Annotated in this window: 19 protein-coding genes; 17 read left to right on the top strand and 2 right to left on the bottom strand. The window is 28.5% G+C overall.

The window, feature by feature from the left end; translation table 11 throughout:
- The first annotated feature begins 3 nt into the window (after positions 1-3).
- From rpe to Q3304_RS03965, 6 genes are all read left to right on the top strand, one after another.
- Entirely contained in the window at positions 4-675 is a 672-nt protein-coding gene (rpe, locus tag Q3304_RS03990; protein WP_054271155.1) for a ribulose-phosphate 3-epimerase, read from the top strand.
- An 8-nt stretch (positions 676-683) separates the two neighbouring features.
- Positions 684-1,325 carry a thiamine diphosphokinase gene (locus tag Q3304_RS03985; protein ID WP_407814761.1) on the top strand — a complete coding sequence of 214 codons (642 nt, stop codon included), beginning with the start codon at positions 684-686 and terminating at the stop codon, positions 1,323-1,325.
- A gap of 132 nt (positions 1,326-1,457) precedes the next feature.
- Positions 1,458-2,087: an HAD family hydrolase gene (locus Q3304_RS03980; protein ID WP_074178477.1), complete on the top strand. Its 630-nt coding sequence runs from the start codon at positions 1,458-1,460 to the stop codon at positions 2,085-2,087.
- A gap of 54 nt (positions 2,088-2,141) precedes the next feature.
- A complete protein-coding gene (locus Q3304_RS03975; RefSeq protein ID WP_407814760.1) occupies positions 2,142-2,798 on the top strand; it encodes a nitroreductase family protein in 657 nt (218 codons plus the stop codon).
- Positions 2,799-3,197: 399 nt separating this feature from the next.
- Positions 3,198-3,914 carry a response regulator transcription factor gene (locus Q3304_RS03970; RefSeq protein ID WP_054277247.1) on the top strand — a complete coding sequence of 239 codons (717 nt, stop codon included), beginning with the start codon at positions 3,198-3,200 and terminating at the stop codon, positions 3,912-3,914.
- Positions 3,886-6,222, top strand: a complete 2,337-nt coding sequence (locus Q3304_RS03965; protein ID WP_407814759.1) for a histidine kinase dimerization/phospho-acceptor domain-containing protein — start codon at positions 3,886-3,888, stop codon at positions 6,220-6,222. The genes Q3304_RS03970 and Q3304_RS03965 overlap by 29 nt, the downstream gene beginning before the upstream one ends.
- Before the next feature lie 113 nt (positions 6,223-6,335).
- On the opposite strand, the gene Q3304_RS03960 is transcribed toward Q3304_RS03965, so the two are convergent.
- Positions 6,336-7,097: a MerR family transcriptional regulator gene (locus Q3304_RS03960; RefSeq protein ID WP_407814758.1), complete on the bottom strand. Its 762-nt coding sequence runs from the start codon at positions 7,095-7,097 to the stop codon at positions 6,336-6,338.
- A 219-nt stretch (positions 7,098-7,316) separates the two neighbouring features.
- Between Q3304_RS03960 and Q3304_RS03955 the strand changes: the two genes are divergently transcribed.
- Both Q3304_RS03955 and Q3304_RS03950 read left to right on the top strand, forming a co-directional pair.
- Entirely contained in the window at positions 7,317-7,793 is a 477-nt protein-coding gene (locus Q3304_RS03955; protein WP_219673209.1) for an Rpn family recombination-promoting nuclease/putative transposase, read from the top strand.
- 97 nt (positions 7,794-7,890) lie between these two features.
- Positions 7,891-8,043, top strand: coding sequence for a hypothetical protein (locus Q3304_RS03950; protein WP_009893656.1), 153 nt, complete (start codon positions 7,891-7,893; stop codon positions 8,041-8,043).
- Positions 8,044-8,202: 159 nt separating this feature from the next.
- On the opposite strand, the gene rpmB is transcribed toward Q3304_RS03950, so the two are convergent.
- The gene (gene rpmB / locus Q3304_RS03945; protein WP_003416297.1) at positions 8,203-8,391 is read right to left on the bottom strand and encodes a 50S ribosomal protein L28; all 189 of its coding nucleotides are present in this window, start codon (positions 8,389-8,391) and stop codon (positions 8,203-8,205) included.
- Between the two features lie 360 nt (positions 8,392-8,751).
- Here rpmB and Q3304_RS03940 point away from each other — a divergent pair, with 360 nt between their 5' ends.
- The 9 genes from Q3304_RS03940 to Q3304_RS03900 all read left to right on the top strand — a co-directional run bounded on the left by Q3304_RS03940 (position 8,752) and on the right by Q3304_RS03900 (position 18,327).
- Complete coding sequence (locus Q3304_RS03940; protein WP_021385398.1) at positions 8,752-9,102, top strand: Asp23/Gls24 family envelope stress response protein; 351 nt, start codon at positions 8,752-8,754, stop codon at positions 9,100-9,102.
- Between the two features lie 18 nt (positions 9,103-9,120).
- Positions 9,121-10,764: a DAK2 domain-containing protein gene (locus Q3304_RS03935; RefSeq protein ID WP_407813808.1), complete on the top strand. Its 1,644-nt coding sequence runs from the start codon at positions 9,121-9,123 to the stop codon at positions 10,762-10,764.
- Between the two features lie 80 nt (positions 10,765-10,844).
- Complete coding sequence (gene recG / locus Q3304_RS03930; RefSeq protein ID WP_407813807.1) at positions 10,845-12,902, top strand: ATP-dependent DNA helicase RecG; 2,058 nt, start codon at positions 10,845-10,847, stop codon at positions 12,900-12,902.
- Positions 12,903-12,960: 58 nt separating this feature from the next.
- Positions 12,961-13,515, top strand: coding sequence for a 16S rRNA (guanine(966)-N(2))-methyltransferase RsmD (rsmD, locus tag Q3304_RS03925; RefSeq protein ID WP_054271147.1), 555 nt, complete (start codon positions 12,961-12,963; stop codon positions 13,513-13,515).
- Between the two features lies 1 nt (position 13,516).
- The gene (gene coaD, locus Q3304_RS03920) at positions 13,517-14,014 is read left to right on the top strand and encodes a pantetheine-phosphate adenylyltransferase (protein WP_054271146.1); all 498 of its coding nucleotides are present in this window, start codon (positions 13,517-13,519) and stop codon (positions 14,012-14,014) included.
- Positions 14,015-14,017: 3 nt separating this feature from the next.
- Positions 14,018-14,542 carry a hypothetical protein gene (locus Q3304_RS03915; protein WP_054271145.1) on the top strand — a complete coding sequence of 175 codons (525 nt, stop codon included), beginning with the start codon at positions 14,018-14,020 and terminating at the stop codon, positions 14,540-14,542.
- A gap of 181 nt (positions 14,543-14,723) precedes the next feature.
- Positions 14,724-16,643, top strand: a complete 1,920-nt coding sequence (locus Q3304_RS03910; RefSeq protein ID WP_054271144.1) for a BglG family transcription antiterminator — start codon at positions 14,724-14,726, stop codon at positions 16,641-16,643.
- A gap of 12 nt (positions 16,644-16,655) precedes the next feature.
- Positions 16,656-16,934, top strand: coding sequence for a PTS sugar transporter subunit IIB (locus tag Q3304_RS03905; protein ID WP_054271143.1), 279 nt, complete (start codon positions 16,656-16,658; stop codon positions 16,932-16,934).
- 133 nt (positions 16,935-17,067) lie between these two features.
- A complete protein-coding gene (locus Q3304_RS03900) occupies positions 17,068-18,327 on the top strand; it encodes a PTS ascorbate transporter subunit IIC (protein ID WP_407813806.1) in 1,260 nt (419 codons plus the stop codon).
- Position 18,328 lies beyond the last annotated feature (1 nt).

Raw genomic sequence — 18,328 nt, 5'->3', positions numbered from 1 at the left:
AGTATGATTAAATTAGCACCATCAATATTATCAGCAGATTTTGCAAAATTATTGGAAGATGTAAGAAAGGTAGAGAGTGCAGGATGTGAGTATCTTCATATCGATGTAATGGATGGACACTTTGTACCAAACATTACATTAGGTCCACTTGTAGTTAAAAGCTTAAAAAAAGAAAATATAAATATGGTATTTGATGCTCATCTTATGATAGAAAATCCAGACCAATATATTGAAGAGTTTGTAAAAGCAGGATGTGACATAATAACTGTTCATCAGGAAGCTTGTGTGCATCTACATAGAACTATACAAAATATAAAATCACATGGAATAAAAGCTGGTGTTGTACTTAATCCAGCTACACCAATAGATACTATTAAGCATGTTCTACCTGATTTGGATATGGTATTATTAATGTCTGTTAATCCTGGATTTGGAGGTCAATCATTTATACCTTGTGTTCTAGATAAAATTAAGGAGTTAAAAGCTATTATAGATAATCAAGGCTTAAACATCGATATAGAAGTTGATGGTGGTATAAGCCCTAAAAATGTGGCTGAAGTTGTAAAAGCAGGGGCTAATGTAATAGTAGCAGGTTCTGCAATATTTGGAAGTGATGACATTCAAGAAACAGTTAATTTATTTAGAAAGAATGCTTCTCTTGAAGAATTGGTTTAAATTTAATAATGAAAATATGTATTATTTTAAATGGAGAAATTGAAGATTACGAAATTACAAGAGATATTATAACTAAAGAATGTTATGACTATATAATATGTGCAGATGGAGGGGCAAATCATGCCTACAAAATGGAAATCATGCCAGATTATATATTAGGCGATTTAGATTCAGTGGAAGAAGAAAAGGTAGATTTCTATAGAAACAAAGGTGTTAAATTTGAAAAATTTCCATCTAAGAAAGATGAGACTGATACAGAGCTTTGTCTTTTTTTAGCTAAGACTCTTAAAGCAAATCATATTGATTTTTTTGGAGCTTTAGGTGGAAGGATTGACCATACAATTACCAATGTAAATCTATTATACTATCTAAAAGAAGATGGTATATATTCTAGAATACTATCAGATAAAGAAGAAATGTATATAGTTATGAATGAGGAAATTACCTTATATGGCAATGCAGGTGACACTATTTCTGTAATAGCTGTAAAAGGAGATGCTAAAGGGGTAACACTTACTGGTTTAGAATATCCTCTAGATAACTATTATATGAAATACTCTGTGCCTATTGGAATGTCAAATGTTATGCTAAGTGATTCTTGCAGAATTAAAGTAGAGCAAGGGTGTGCACTTGTAGTTAGAAATTTATAAAAATCGATTTTGACAATTGATTTTATATTACAAAGCAGATACAATCAAGTAAAATATATTTATGATTGTATCTGTTTTTTAGTATATAATTATAAATATATGATAAATTTTGGACATAAGGGGGATTTTTTTGTGGTAGATAGTATTATTTTTGATTTAGATGGAACATTATGGGATTCAACTGAAGAAGTATGCAAGGTCTGGCAGGATGTTTTAAATAAACATGAAGATATAGACTTAAATGTCACAAGAGAGTTGTTTAGAAGTGTTATGGGTCTTTCTTTTGATGAAATAGCTAATCGTTTATTTCCAAATCTAAATGAAGAAGAAAGAAAGAATTTATTGAATGAATGTTCTTTAAAAGAATGTGACTATTTATCTGAAAATGGAGCTAAATTATTTGACGATATAGAAGATACTCTGAAGTTGTTATCCCAAAAATATAAATTATTCATAGTAAGTAATTGTCAGGCTGGATATATAGAATCTTTTTTAAAAGCACATAAATTAGAACAGTATTTTATAGATTTTGAATGTCCTGGAAATACTGGTTTGCATAAAGGTGAGAATAATAAGCTTATAATCGATAGAAATAAATTAAGTAATCCAATTTATATTGGAGACACTCAAGGTGATGCAAATAGTGCTAAGTTCGTGAATATACCTTTTATATATGCAAAATATGGATTTGGAAATGTGGATGGATATGAATATTCTATAGACTCATTTAAAGATTTATTAGAACATGATATATTAAAATAAGGTGAGTTTAAAGATTATATTAATATAATAAAAAAGTTATGGGGGGATTTAAAAATGGAATTACAAGATACTATTTTTAAAAGACAAAGTGTAAGAAAATTTAAAAATGAAGATGTTTCAGATGAAGATATTTTAAAAATGATAAAAGCAGCTGGAGCAGCTCCATCAGGGAAAAATATTCAAAACTGGCATTTTGTAGTTATAAAGAGACGTGATTTAATGGAAAAAATCGCAGATGTAATAACTAAAAAACAACAAGAAATACTTGTAGAAATGGATAAAGTATCAGTAGAAAAAGCTAATAGATTTAGAAAGTTTGTACCAAACTTTACATTATTCTACTTAAAAGCTCCAGTTTTAGTATTAGTTTTTACAAAAGTATATAATCCATCAGGATATTATGAATTAGAGCTTATAGATGCACCTAAAGAGACTATAGATAAGTTATTTATAAGAAATCCAGGTATGCAAAGTTTAGGTGCTGCAATTGAAAACTTTACATTATCAGCAATTGAATTAGGGTATGGCTCTTGTTGGTTGACAAGTCAAAACTATGCAGCAGATGAGATAGAAGCTATTTTAGAAGTAGAAACTGGATTTGAAAAGGGAGAGTATTTTTTAGGTGCAATGTTAGCTCTTGGAGTACCAGAAGACAACCTAAAGAGTCCATCTAAAAAGCCAGTAGAAGAAATATGTACATTTATAAAGTAAAAATAATGATTTTTATAAAAATAAATTAAAGTAAAAATAAGTATGTTAAAAGTTAAAAAGTAGATTTTATTGATATTATATTTCAAATCATTGATTTGATTAATACAATAAGAGCTACTTTTTTTGTGTATATTAATGTTGAACGTTTTAAATCTTTAGAAAATCTTTAGAAAATTATGTATAATATCTTTAGTTTTTAACTTTAATATTAAGTATATAAACAAAATAAAACAAAACAATACTAAATTGTGCTAGAGGGAGGTTTTTAAAATGGGAATTAAGTTCAAATAACTGAAATCAAAAGATATAAATCTATAAAAAAATGGAAAAACTTCTATCATATTGTATAATCATAGATGTAAAGAAAACTTTCAAACTAATTAATAAAAGGAGATTAAAATGAATTCATATAATATTTTGGTGGTAGAAGATGAGAAGGAAATAGCAGATGCTATAGAAATATATCTATTAAATCAAGGATATAATGTTTTTAAGGGGTACAATGGAGTGGAAGGGCTTAAAGTTATAGAAGACCAAGAAATACATTTAGCTATAATTGATATAATGATGCCTAAAATGGATGGAATAACACTTACCATGAAACTTAGAGAAAATCATAATTTCCCAGTAATAATGTTATCTGCAAAATCAGAGGAAGTTGATAAAATAATGGGACTTAACATAGGAGCAGATGATTATGTGACAAAGCCTTTTAAACCATTAGAGTTATTGGCTAGAGTTAATTCACAACTTAGAAGATATACTAAGTATCTAAACATGATTGGAGATAAAGAGCAAAGTGTAGAAACTAGTGACAGTGTATTTGTAATAGGTGGATTAGAATTAAATGAAAACACAAAAGAAGTTAGTATTGATGGAAAATATATAAAAACAACTCCTATAGAATTTAAAATACTAAGTTTACTTATGAGAAATGCAGGAAGAGTTTTTTCTGCTGATGAAATATATGAAAGAGTTTGGAATGAGAATGCTGTAAATACAGATACAGTCATGGTACATGTTAGGAATATAAGGGAAAAAATAGAGATAGACCCAAAAAATCCAAAATATTTGAAGGTGGTGTGGGGTGTTGGATACAAAATTGAAAAAATTTAAAGATAAATATATAGTTACTGTTATAGTTTTTATACTCATGTTATCAGCATCATTAGGTATGATTAGTCAATATTCTACTATACAAGCAGGTGCTAAAGGTGGAGCTAAGAATCCATTTGAACAAGAAGGTTTTGTAGATGATATATATAAAGGTAGTTATGTTTTATATCATAATATGAAAGAAGATCAAGAAGGTAAAATGATACAACCATCAAAGCTTTTTATAAATGAAGAGACTATAAACTATATAAAAAATGTAAGTAAAGAAAAAAACTTATATGATGGTTCAGAAAGCTATTATACAGATGAGAGTATTAATGCAGATTTTAATGAAAACTTTGAAAGTTGGGAGTCTTTTATTAATAATTCAGGAAAAAATTTAAAATATTATTTGGTTGATAAAGAAAAAAATTTCGAACTTTTCAATGAAGATAAAGAATTAAGGGCTCTTGATACAACAAAGAATGATAGTCCAGGAGAAAATTCTGATGAAAATCAGACAAAAAATACAACAATGAGCAATGAAGAGAGACAAAGTAAGCTTAAGGATATAAAGGATAATTATAGATTTTATGTTGCAATGAATTTTGATAAAGATGGAAAAGTAAATGTTGTCGATTCTTATGGAGTAAATCAAAAAGTTATTAACCAAATGTTGCTATCTAAAGCAAGAGAAGATTTAATGAATACCAATTTAGGTGGAAATTCAATTTCATATAAACTAACACCAATAAAAAATGTAACAGTAGTATATGCTGTGCCTAAAGTAATAAGCAAAGATGATAGTACAGAGTATGGTTATGGAAGCATTTATAACAGTGATAATATAAGTGCATATATAAACAATGTAGAAAATAATTCTTATTATAAAATTTCTGGAATGATTTTAAAAATTATATTAGCCATAGTCGTGATTGTAGCTTTGGCATTCCCATATAGAAAATCTAAGGAATTAATGGGATTTGATACATTATCAAAAATACCATTAGAGATACTTTTTATTGCTATTGTTATTGTACAGGGGATTGTAGACTTATATCCAACTGGAATAATAAGTGGTACCTTGAATGGAAATTATGTAGAGTATCTAATAAATAATGATATAAGTGCTAAAATGGCAAGTATATTGGTAAGCTTGATGAATCTAACTTATTGGTTTGTAATATTCTCAATAATATTTGTATTTATAACACTTTTAAAACATATTTTAAATGTTGGAATAAGAGAGTATTTTGTAAAGAGTACTATAACAGGAATGTTCCTTGTATGGTTTAAAAAAGTAGGAAAAAAAGCTATTAATCAAATTAGAACAATAGATTTGAAAGAAAAACCAAATAAAACTATAGTTATAATTCTTGGAGTAAACTTATTAATTATAGTTATAATGTGTAGTATGTGGTTCTTTGGGATAATACTAGCAATAATTTACTCAATAGTTTTATTTAAAGTACTATCTGATTATTCTAAAAAGACAGTATGTGAATATAATCAACTTTTAGATGTTACGAAGAAAATCTCAGATGGAAACTTAGAAGTAAATATGGAAAAAGATTTAGGATTTTTTAATCCTATAAAAGATGAACTAGGAAATATTCAAACTGGGTTTAAAAAAGCTGTTGATGAAGAAGTTAAGAGTCAAAAGATGAAAACAGAGCTTATATCAAATGTATCACATGACTTAAAAACACCTTTAACATCTATAATCACGTATATAGATTTATTAAAAGATGAAAATATAACAGAAGAAAATCGTAGATTGTACATTGATACATTGGATAGAAAATCACAAAGATTACAGCATTTAATAGAAGATTTGTTTGAAGTAAGTAAGGTAAATAGTGGAGATGTACATTTGAATATAGTAAATGTGGATATTGTATCTCTAATGAAACAGACACTTTTAGAATTAGATGATAAAATTACAGATTCATCTCTAATATTAAAAAATAATTTTTCTAGTGAAAAGATAATATTACCACTGGATAGTCAGCGTACATTTAGAGTATTTGAAAATCTTATAATGAATATAAGTAAGTATGCAATGCCAAGTTCAAGAGTGTATATTGATATTTTAGAAACAGATAATAAAGTAACTGTTATGCTTAAGAATATGTCTGCAACTGAGATTGATTTTAGTGTAGATGATATAATGGAGAGATTTGTAAGAGGGGATAAGTCACGTAATACAGAAGGCTCTGGACTTGGTCTAGCAATAGCAAAAAGTTTTGTAGAGTTGCAGGGTGGAAAGATGAATATAAGTGTGGATGGTGATTTATTTAAAGTTACAATTACTTTTAATAAAAACTAAAGTAAATTTTTATAAGTACAATATTAAAATATAATTACAATTTGTTAAAATAAAAACGGTGAATCCTATATGTTAGGATTCACCGTTTTTGGCCTGTAGAATTGAGTAACTTACTAATTATCTCTTGTATATATTACTATAGCATCTCTCAAAAACTTTGCTAGCCCAGGCTGTTCTTTATCATAGTATGATGTAAAGCGTTCATCATATACATACATCTGCGCTAAAGAGGCATGAGCTTCCTTAGAATATGTATTCCAAGTGTAACTCAACCACTTATGATGTAATCTTGCAACTTCCTGAGAAAGTTCATTAGAAGAATCACCAGTTTTAAAAGCTTTCTTGAGTTTAGCAATTATTTCAATACTTAAGTTTTGCCAATCTTCATAATCTTGCTTAGACATATTTTTAAATTTTTTATTTGATGCATCTACTGCATCCTTACCATATTTCTCTCTAATTTCAGTTCCATAATTTTTTTCATTTTCATCAATCATTTTTTCTTTAAAACCTTCAAATTTTTCTATATCTGTCATATTGTATTTTCCCTCCCTTAAAGCTATAGTTTTATTTACATTTTCTATTAACAAGTCAATTTGTTTTCTTTTAGCTAGTAACTTGTTGTGATGTTCTTTTAATGCATTTAGACTGTCAAAAGTTGGTGAATTTATAATATTCTTTATATTTTCTAAGCTAATGCCTAACTCTCTATAAAAAAGTATCTGTTGTAGTTTATTAACTTCATTTTGACCATATATACGATAACCTGACGAATTTATTTTAAGTGGTTTAAGAAGTTCAATTTCATCATAGTATCTAAGTGTCCTAGTGCTTATACCAGCTATTTTGCTTAATTTTTGAACTGTATATTCCATGAGTAATACCTCCTATAAATTAAATATACACTTTTACGCAACGTCAATGTCAATATATTAAAATATAAAAATTCATATCTTTTAATAAAAATATAAAAAAATATCTTTACTGGATATTTTACACACAAGTGTCAATACTCACTAGTGAAAATTAAAAAAATAATATTTATAGATTTTCTTTATTGAAATATAGAGAGTCTGTAATCTAGGAGGAACTGTATGAATTTAAAAAGAAGCAACGAAAAACGAGAAGAGTATATAAGAATGTATTCAGATAAAGAAAGTTTTTTAAGTTTGATTCAAAATTTTACAAGTGTCTCAATAGCAAAAGAATTAACTCTTAAAAATATAGAGTTAGAAACATCTTTTATATGTGAATATAAAGGAAAGGAAGTTGATATAATATATAAGGTTTTTTCTAAAAATCATAAGGTATCACATTATATAGTACTGGAGTTTCAAACAGAAATGGATACTGATATTGTACCAAGATTAAAATCATATAGAGAGCAAATTTGGAAAAGCTTTATTATGAAAAAGAGTCTTGAAGAAATTGAAGACAAGAATTTTAAACTTCCCAAAGTTATACCAGTGGTTTTATATAGTGGACCTGAAAGATTAAGCAGAAAAAGAGGTATTTTAGATATGATAGAATCTATATCAGAGGAGAGTAATAATTCTAGTATAAAAAATTAAAATTACATATTATGTTTGTTGGTCTAAAATGGAAAACTATCGCATAAACTTGAATATGAAAATATTTATAGATACAAGTTCTATGTGGAGGTGTTCCATGAGAAATAACAAGTCTAAGGTATTGCTAGGAATACTATGTCTGGCAACAGGAATGGCTGTAATTTTGTCTATGTTGCTTCCTGGCTGGATTTGGTCAGCACTTACCGCATTAATACTTATTGGATGTGGAGCATTATTATTTTTTTGTTAAAATAATTTTAACTATAAAGTGTGGGGTGAGTATTGATGAAAGTAGTAACAATAAAGTTACCAAAATGGATTTCAAATATAGTCTTAAAATTCATGAGAAAGAGTAAAAATGATTAAATTAAAAAGCCTACTTACGGAAGTAGGCTTTTAAACGTGGTTACTAAGCTCTTTCAATCTTACCAGAACGTAAACATCTAGTACAAACTTTTACTCTCTTAGGAGCTCCATCTATAATCGCTCTTACGCTTCTTAAGTTAGCTGACCATGTTCTTTTATTATGTTTATTTGAGTGTGATACTTGGTTTCCAGAAACCTTACCTTTACCACATACGCTACATACTTTTGCCATCTACGCACACCTCCTTAAAATGATAACTATTTAAAGACTAAAAACATATTTATATTATCATAAATAACAAAAATTTGCAATAGAAATATATATTTGCCTTACACATATTGAAGAATTTCTTATTATCATATAAAATTATATATATAATTTTATATAAAGTAAATATATTTGGAAAATAATTATTATTTTTCTTTGAATATATATACTATAGAAGAAATTTTATCCAAAAACTTTTCTAGGTTTAAATTATACCATATTTATAGTATGATATGATTATAATTTTATATAATAAATAAGTAAAAATAGTAAAAAATAAATTAAGAAGTATTTTTAATAAAAATAAGCTTAAGGGGGTCAACCATGAGTGCAAAGGTAACGAATCAATATGGAAGTATAGAAATAGATAATCAAGTAATAGCTCAAGTCATATATAGAGCTGCAATGGAAAGTTATGGTTTAGTAGGTTTAGCGTATAAATCCAAAGGAATAGTAGAGTTATTAAAAGGCGAAAATGCTACTAAAGGTGTTAGAGTTGAAGAAGTTGAAGAAGATGCCATAGCAATAGAACTTTATGTTATAATACAATATGGCACAAATATATCTACTGTTGCCAATAATATAATAGATAGAGTAAAATATGTAGTTGAAAAAATGACTGGCGTAAGAGTCACTAGAATTGATATTAATGTACAAGGAATAAGAGTTAAGTAATTTCATAGGAGGAAACAAATGATTCAGTATATAGATGGTAAAAGGTTAAGAGAGATGTTTATTTCAGGTGCAAACAATCTCCAAAACAATAAAGATTTGGTTGACAAGTTAAATGTATTTCCTGTACCAGATGGAGATACAGGGACTAATATGTCATTAACTATATCTTATGCCTTAAAAGAATTAGCAAAAGTGGAAACTGATAACATATCGGACATAGGAAAGGCATTATCTAAAGGTTCTTTAATGGGAGCTAGAGGAAACTCAGGAGTTATACTTTCGCAAATAATAAGAGGTATAGCTAAGTCTATAGAAGGAAAAAGTAAATTATCAACAGATGATTTAGCAAAAGCTTTTAAAAATGGTTCAGATACAGCATATAAAGCTGTCATAAAACCAATTGAAGGAACTATACTTACTGTAGTTAGAGAAAGTGGCGAATTTGCAATAAAAGCTGCCAAAAAAGAAAAAGATATAGTAAAGTTTTTAAGTATGCTTGTAAAGGAATCTAATGCTTCATTAGAAAGAACTCCAGACCTTCTAAAAAATCTAAAAGATGCTGGTGTAGTTGACTCTGGTGGAAAAGGTCTTGTACTTATATACGAAGGAATGTTAGCTTCTATAAAGGGAAATGATATAGAAATAAAAAATGCTAACTTGGATGTTAATACTTCAGCAAGTATGGATTTTGCAAAGAGTACTACTAGTACAGATGATATAAAATATTGTTATTGTACAGAATTTATACTAGAAAGTTCTAAGGTAGAAGACACTAAAATAAGAGATATAATGATGGCTTATGGTGATAGCTTAGCAGTAGTTGGAGATGATGGAGTCATAAAGGTACATGTACACACTAATGACCCAGGAAATGTGCTTCAAGAAGCTCTAAAGTATGGTCAATTATTAACTATAAAAATAGAAAACATGAAGTTACAACATGAAAATACATTATTAGATGTAGAAGAGAAGAAAGAAAAAGAAGAGGAACCTTTAGAAGAAGAAAAAGAGTTTGGGTTTATAGCTACTTCTATGGGTGAAGGATTGGCAAATATATTTAAAGACTTTGGAGTTGACCATATAATAGAAGGTGGTCAAACTATGAATCCAAGCACAGAAGACTTTATGAATGCCATAAATAATATAAATGCTAAAAATATATTTATTTTCCCAAATAACAGCAATATAATAATGGCTGCTAATCAAGCTAAAGAATTGAGTGAGAAAAATATAATAGTTATACCTACAAAAAACACACCTCAAGGATTTGCTGCATTAGTAACATTTAATGGAGAGTTAAGTGAAGATGAGAATAAAGAAGCTATGATGGATGCTTTAAACTCAGTTAAATCAGGTCAAGTAACTTTTGCTGTTAGGGATACAGTAATGAATGAAATTGATGTTAAAGAAGGTAATATAATTGGAATTGCAGAAGGGAATTTATTATCAGCAGGAGATTATGTGGATGAAGTAACATCAAACCTTATTGAAAAGTTGGTTGATGAAGATACTGCTATAATAACATTATTCTTTGGTGAAGATGTTACAGAATTTCAAGCAAATGAACTACGTACTTCTTTAGAAGAAAAGTTTGAAGATGTAGATGTAGAATTATATTATGGAGGACAACCTCTTTATTATTACTTAATTTCAGTTGAATAATGATTATAAGAACCTGTATGACCAAGTAGCTTTTATAAAGTTGGTTGTACAGGATTTTTGTGTAGTAGGTGATATATTTGTTGGATTTATATAAAGATGTTCAATATGTTAAAGGGATAGGACCTAAAAAAGCTGATAAGCTGAATAAATTGGGAATATTTACTTTAAAAGACTTATTGTATTATTTTCCAAGACAGTTTGAAGATAGAAATAATCTAAAGAAAATAGCACAATTAGAGGATGATGAGAAAGTTACAATAAAAGCAGTCATATCAAGTATAAATACGTTTAGTCCAAAAGAAGGTATGACATTGACAAAAATTGATGTAAAAGATGAGACTGGTTCAGCTAAATTGGTGTTTTTTAACAAGATTTATATAAAAAATACATTTCGTCCAGGTGATTCAATATTAGTTTTTGGTAAGGTTAAGAAAAAATTTAATAATTTAGAGCTTACATCATGTGAGTTAGAGTATCTTACTAATTCACCTAAGAATACGTGTAGATTTATGCCTGTGTACCAGCTTACATATGGTGTTACAAATAAAGAAATTATGAGTATAATTAGAACAGTACTTGAAGATAAAGAACTAATTATACAAGAATATATGCCAAAGAGAATTATAGAGAAGTATAGACTATGTAATATAGATTTTGCAGTTAGAAATATACATTCTCCAAGCAATAAAGAATCATTAAAAATAGCTTTATATAGAATTGTATTTGAAGAATTACTTATACTACAACTTGGATTATTTGTATTTAAAAGTGGAAGAAATAAAGAAGATGGAATAAAATTTGAAATAAGTAAAGATTTAAAAAACATAATAAGTTCTTTAACATTTAAATTGACTAAAGCTCAAAATCGAGCATTGGATGAAATTATACAAGATATGGATTCGGATAAAATAATGAATAGGTTAGTTCAAGGTGATGTAGGGAGTGGTAAGACAGTAGTAGCCCTTTTGGCACTTGCAAATTGCGTTTTAAATGGATATCAAGGCGCTTTGATGGCACCTACAGAGATATTAGCAGGACAACACTATATTTCTCTTACTGAATCTCTGAAAGATTTTGGAATAAATGTAGGCTTATTAATAGGTAGCCTTACAAAAAAACAAAAGGATACAGTATTAGAACAAATCAAAAATAATGAAATTGATATATTGATAGGAACACATGCACTAATAGAAGACAAGGTTGAATTTAACAATATTGGTTTAGTTATAACAGATGAGCAACATAGATTTGGTGTTATGCAAAGAAGTAAGCTTTCAATGAAAGGTGCAAATCCAGATATATTAGTAATGACAGCTACACCAATACCACGAACTTTAGCACTTATACTTTATGGAGATTTAGATATTTCTATTATAGATGAACTTCCACCAGGGAGACAACCAATAGAAACACTTGCTATCGAAAAGAATAAAAGAGATAGAGCCTATAATAACCTTGTAAGAAGAGAGGTTGAAGCAGGCAGACAGGTATATATTGTATGTCCTTTGGTAGAAGAAAGTGAAGCCATAGAAGCTAAATCAGCTGTTGAACTTGTAGAGGAATTAAGAGCTGAATATTTCCAAGATTTAAGGCTTGGATTGCTTCATGGTAAAATGAAGTCAAGTGAAAAAGACGAAGTAATGGGTCGTTTTAAAAATAAAGAAATAGATATTTTAGTATCAACAACAGTTATAGAAGTTGGTGTCAATGTGCCAAATGCAACACTAATGATAATAGAAAATGCAGAGAGATTTGGACTTGCACAATTACATCAGCTTAGAGGACGAGTTGGGAGAGGAAGTCATAAATCGTATTGTGTACTAATTTATGATTCTAAAACAGAGGTATGCAGACAACGAATGGCTATAATGGAAGAGACAAATGATGGTTTTAAGATTTCAGAGAAGGATTTAGAAATAAGAGGGCCTGGCGAGTTTTTTGGAACAAGGCAACATGGACTTCCAGAACTCAAAGTAGCAAACTTGTTTAAACATATAAAAATATTAAAGTTAGCTCAACAAGAAGCTAGATATATATTAGGTGAAGATAATAATCTACAATTGAAAGAAAATATGCCACTTAAAAAAGAAATTATAGATAAATTTAAAGATACATTGAAAGAAATTTCATTAAATTAATTTTAGATTATGTTAAAATATTATTAATGTAATAATGTGCTGAAGGGAGATTGTCATATTGAGAGTAATTTCAGGAAAAGCGAGAGGATTAAAACTAAATACTCCAAAAAATGAAGATGTAAGGCCAACTACAGATAGAGTAAAAGAATCTCTATTTAATATAATAAATTCATATATAATGGAAAGTGAAGTTCTGGATTTATTTGCTGGGACGGGTTCTTTAGGAATAGAGTGTTTATCTAGAGGTGCCAAGGCATGTACTTTTGTAGATATCAGTAAGGAAAGCATAGATATTGTTAAGTCTAATATAAAAAAGGCAAGAGTTGAAAATGAAAGTATTATTTTAAACCTAGATTTTAAAACTGCTGTAGACAAGCTTAAATCACAAAATAGTAAATTTGACATAATTTTTATGGACCCTCCATATTATAAAAATATGTTTATAGAAGCTATTGAAAAAATTGATAATTCTAATCTGTTGAATGAAGATGGAATAATAGTTGTAGAACATGATACTAATGATTTGTTTCCAGACAAAATATGTAAATTAGAAAAAACTAGAGATAAGAAATATGGAAATACTACATTAACTTTTTATAAGATGGAGGCATAATATGGAAAATAAACCTAGAAAAGCTATATTTGCAGGAAGCTTTGACCCAATTACTAATGGACATTTAGATATTATTTGCAGGGCTTCTAAGTTATTTGACGAATTACAAATAGGAGTATTAAATAATCCTAATAAAAAAGGTCTATTTAGCTTTGATGAGAGAGTAAAGCTTATAGAAAAAAGTACAAGCCATTTAAATAATATAAAAGTTGTAACTTTTGATGGTTTATTAATAAATTACTGTCAGGAAAATGGGATTGGAGCGCTAGTTAGAGGTGTGAGAAGTGGTGCTGATGTTGATTATGAACTTCAAATGGCTCATATGAATAGAGAACTTAATCCAAATATAGAGACTATAATTTTACCAAGCTGTACAAAATACTCATTTATAAGCTCATCTTTGATAAAAGAGGTTTTGCTCTTTGATGCTGATATAAAAAATTTGGTTCCAAAGATTGTTTTGGAAGAATTAAAGAAAAAAACTACTGGGGGTAATTGATATATGAAGATAGATTTAGAAATGATTGAACTATTTGATCAATTAGAGGAGATATTCAGAAGTGCCTCTACGATTCCTTTCTCACATAAATGTACGGTAGATAAAGACGAAGTTTTAGCCATAATTAACGACATAAGAACTTTGATACCAGAGGAAGTGACACAAGCAGTATGGATTAATAGAGAAAGAAATAAAATAATAAGCCAAGCTAAGCAAGATGCTGCAAATATAGTTGAACAAGCAAAAAAAGAAGCTGAAAGAATACAACAAGAGTATCATGAGAATATAGAAGAGTTAAAGAAAAATTCTGAAGATGTGGTAAAAGCATATGTAGAATCAAGTGAACCTGTTGTTCAAGCAGACCAAAGAGCTAAGGAGATAGTTGAGAGAGCTGAAAGAATAGCAAATGAGATAAGAATTGGGTCAATTGAATATGCAGAAGATGTGCTTTCTAGTGTTGAGTATAATCTGAAGGAAATATTAGAAGAAGTAAAAAGAGATAAGAATGAACTTAGACCTAAAAAGTAAATTTTAAATGAATAAAGTGGGGCTATCATACAAATAATTTTAAATGATTTGTGATAGCTCTTTTTTATTATAGAAATTCTTTTAGATTAGAGTTAAAATGTGCAAAATTATAAAATCATGTGCAATTATTTGGTATGGAATTATATATAGAAAATATAGATAATAAAATTAAGGAGGTAGTATGAAAGAAAGGGCTAAAAAAATATTAGGTTTTATTATTAAAAATAATAATGTAACATCACAAGAATTACAAGAAAAGTTTAATGTATCAAAGAGAACTATTTATTATGATATCTTAGCTATAAATGAACAACTAGGAAAAAATGGTAATATAAAAAATGTAAAACATAAATTTACATTTGAAGGTAACTTAGTTAATGCAAGAAAAATAATTTCAACTGAAGAAGATAAGTTTTTGGATAGTGACTATAGAAGAACTTTTATATTAAACAAAATATTACTTGGTGAAAAGATATCTATAGAAAAACTAACAAATGAAATGTTACTTTCAAAAAATACAGTAGTGCAGACAATAACTGATGTAAAAAAATACCTTCAGACAATGGGATTGAAACTAGAATATAATGGAAAATACAAAATTATAGGTGATGAATATGCTATTAGAGAACTATTTTTATTACTTACACAAGAAAATGTACTAGAAATTAATTGTATAAGTGAGGAAGTCACTAAATTTGATACAAAAGGATGTATAAATCTTACAGATTATTCTTTATTAAATCTAACTAAGTTTACAGAATTTGTAAATAAAAGGATAAGAGATGGGAAAACATTATACTCATATAAATACCTAAATGAAGCTAAAAAAATTAGTTACTTTAATAATTGTAAAGACCTTCTATGTGAAGAAGCAAATGAAAATGAACAGGCTTATGTATGTACTTATGTAAGTTCACTACCTAGTTTAAATAGTGAAATTAAGGGAGATGTCGTTGAAGAATATGTAGATAAACTTATAGACAAGTTTGAAGTGAATACAGCAATAAAATTAGAAAGTAAGCATGAATTTAAGAAAAACATTTTAAGACATCTACATTCTTCTTACAACAGAATAAGATTTAAGTTCCCTATTAGCAACCCCATGCTAGATGAAACTAAGTATAAACATGAGTCACTTTATAAAATTATAAAATCAATTATAGAGAATGAAGAAGAGTTTCCTATATTTGAGGGTATAAGGGAAGAGGAAATAGGGTTTATAGCAGCATACTTTGGTGGATACCTAAGAGGGTCTAGAGATAATGGTCTAAGAAGAAATAAAGTCTTATTAGTTTGTCCTAATGGTCTTATGGTATCGAAAAGCTTGGAAATACAGCTATACAAATATATACCAACTATAGAAATAGTGGGGATAGTGTCTATTAAGCAACTGAAAGAAGTAAAAGTATACTACGATTACATAATTACGACTATCGATATACAAGATGTAAGTAATGTAATAGTTGTAAATCCTCTTTTAACAGCGTCAGATATTCAATTACTTATGAATAAACTCATAAGTGTAAAGGAAAATGATAAATATTTCAATCTTGAACTAATAATGCAAGTTATAAGAAAAAATGGAGTTATTAATAATGAAGAAGCACTAAAGTCTGATTTATTAAACATAATACACAAGATAGATGAAGGAGAGATGTATCAACCAATGTTAAAGGAATTAATTAATGAAGAAAGAGTTAACATAGTAAGTAGTGTTAAAGATTGGAAAGAGGCAATAAAAATAGCCTCAGAACCCTTATTAGAAGATAATTCTATAGAAGAGTTATATGTAGAGAATATGATAAAATCAGTTGAAAAATATGGACCTTATATTGTTTTAGCTGACAGATTTGCTCTACCACATGCAAGTTCTAAAGAGGGAGTAAACAAGCTAGCGATGTCTTTACTTATAGTAGAAGAAGAAGTTGACTTATTAGGAAAGCCAGTAAACATATTCATGGTACTGGCTGCTATAGATAATACTACTCACATTAGAGCATTAGCATCACTATCAGAGATGATGTATGAAGAAGAAAATATAAAGTTAATAATTAATAGCAATAAAAGTTCAATACTAGAGCTTATAAATAAACAAAATTAGGAGGACTGAAAAATGAAGATATTAGCAGTATGCGGATTTGGTGTAGGTTCATCAATGGTGTTAAAAATGACAATACAAAAAGTTTTAAAGCAGTTAGATATAGAAGGTGAAGTAGAAAATACAGATATAAACTCAGCTAGAGGAACAGATTGTGACTGTATATTTACAAGTCAAGAATTATTAAATGAATTAAAAGGAACTTGCAATGTGCCAGTATATCCAGTTAAGAAGTATATGGATTTATCAGAAGTTAAAGAAGTTGTTCAAACTTTTTTAAATGATAAGAAATAGTATAAATTTTTAAAAATAAATTTAAGATAAGTAAAATAGAATAAAAGATTACTAAAACTGAAAATAGTAAGAGGGAGAGGAGGAATTTAGTGGTACAAAACTTAAATAGTTGACCTATCACTAAAAAAATATAATGCTTGATTTTATTTCAAATAATATTTTACGTAATCCATCTATGCTAATTGGATTAATAGCAGCATTTGGTCTTATATTGCAGAAAAAGAAAGCATCAGATGTCATAAAGGGGGCATTACTTGCAGCTTTCGGAATCATAATCATGGAGACTGGAACAGGCATGTTAGTCAGTTCAATAGCACCAATTAATGGAGCTTTCCAGAGTATAAGTGGTGGTGCAGTAACAAAAGGTTTAAGTGATGTCACTTTTACCGCAAGTTATGGGGGGATTATAGGTTTAGCCATGTTTGTAGGTCTGGCTCTTCATTTAATGATAGCGAGGTTTACACCTATTAAGACTATTTTTTTAACAGGTCACATGCTTTACTGGTTTCCATTTATATTTGTAGCATCAGGAGTTGAAGCGGGATTAAGTGGTGGAGTATTAATAGCCTTTTCAGCAATATTATCAGCACTTTACTGGTCAATAATGCCTTGGTTATTAAGAAAGTATGTATTTGATGTTATTGGAGACGAGTCATTTACACTAGGACATCCATCAGGTTGTCTAGCGCTTATATCAGGATTTGTTGCTAAGTTAGTAGGAAATAAAGAAAAGTCTACAGAAGATATAAACATACCTCAAAGTATATCATTCTTTAGAGAAATATCTATAAGTGGAGGAATGGCAGTATTTCTAATGTTTATAGTTGTTGGAATAGTGATACCAGATGCGTTTAAAGATGCTAATGAATTTATTGGAACATATGCAATAAAACAAGGTCTTTCTTTTGGGGCAGGTCTTATAATAATGCTTCATGGTGTAAGAATGTTAATAAATCAAATAATGCCTGCATTCCAAGGTATATCAGAAAAAGTTGTGCCAAATGCGCTACCAGCTTTTGACTGTCCAATATTATTTAACTATAAGCCAAATGCTGTATTAATAGGATTTTTAGTTGCCATGTTAACATCTACAGCTATGATTTTAATATGTAACTACTTTAATGTATTTAATATGTTACTTATACCACTTGTTATAACTTCATTCTTTGAGTGTGGAGCAGCAGCCGTAATAGGAGAATCACAAGGAGGCATACGTGGAGCTATAATAGGTACAGCTGTAGCTGCAATATTTATGGTAGCTTTAGTAGGAGTATCTGCTGTAATTTACTCAGGTACTATTCAAAACTGGATACTAATATTTGGTGGTAATGACCTTTCTTTATTTGGCATAATCAGTAAATTTATGGGGTCATTATTTGGAGGAGTATTATAGA

The organism is Clostridioides sp. GD02377 (genome assembly GCF_045899875.1).
Taxonomy (GTDB): domain Bacteria; phylum Bacillota; class Clostridia; order Peptostreptococcales; family Peptostreptococcaceae; genus Clostridioides; species Clostridioides difficile_A.
This window is presented reverse-complemented; position numbering and strand designations above follow the sequence as displayed.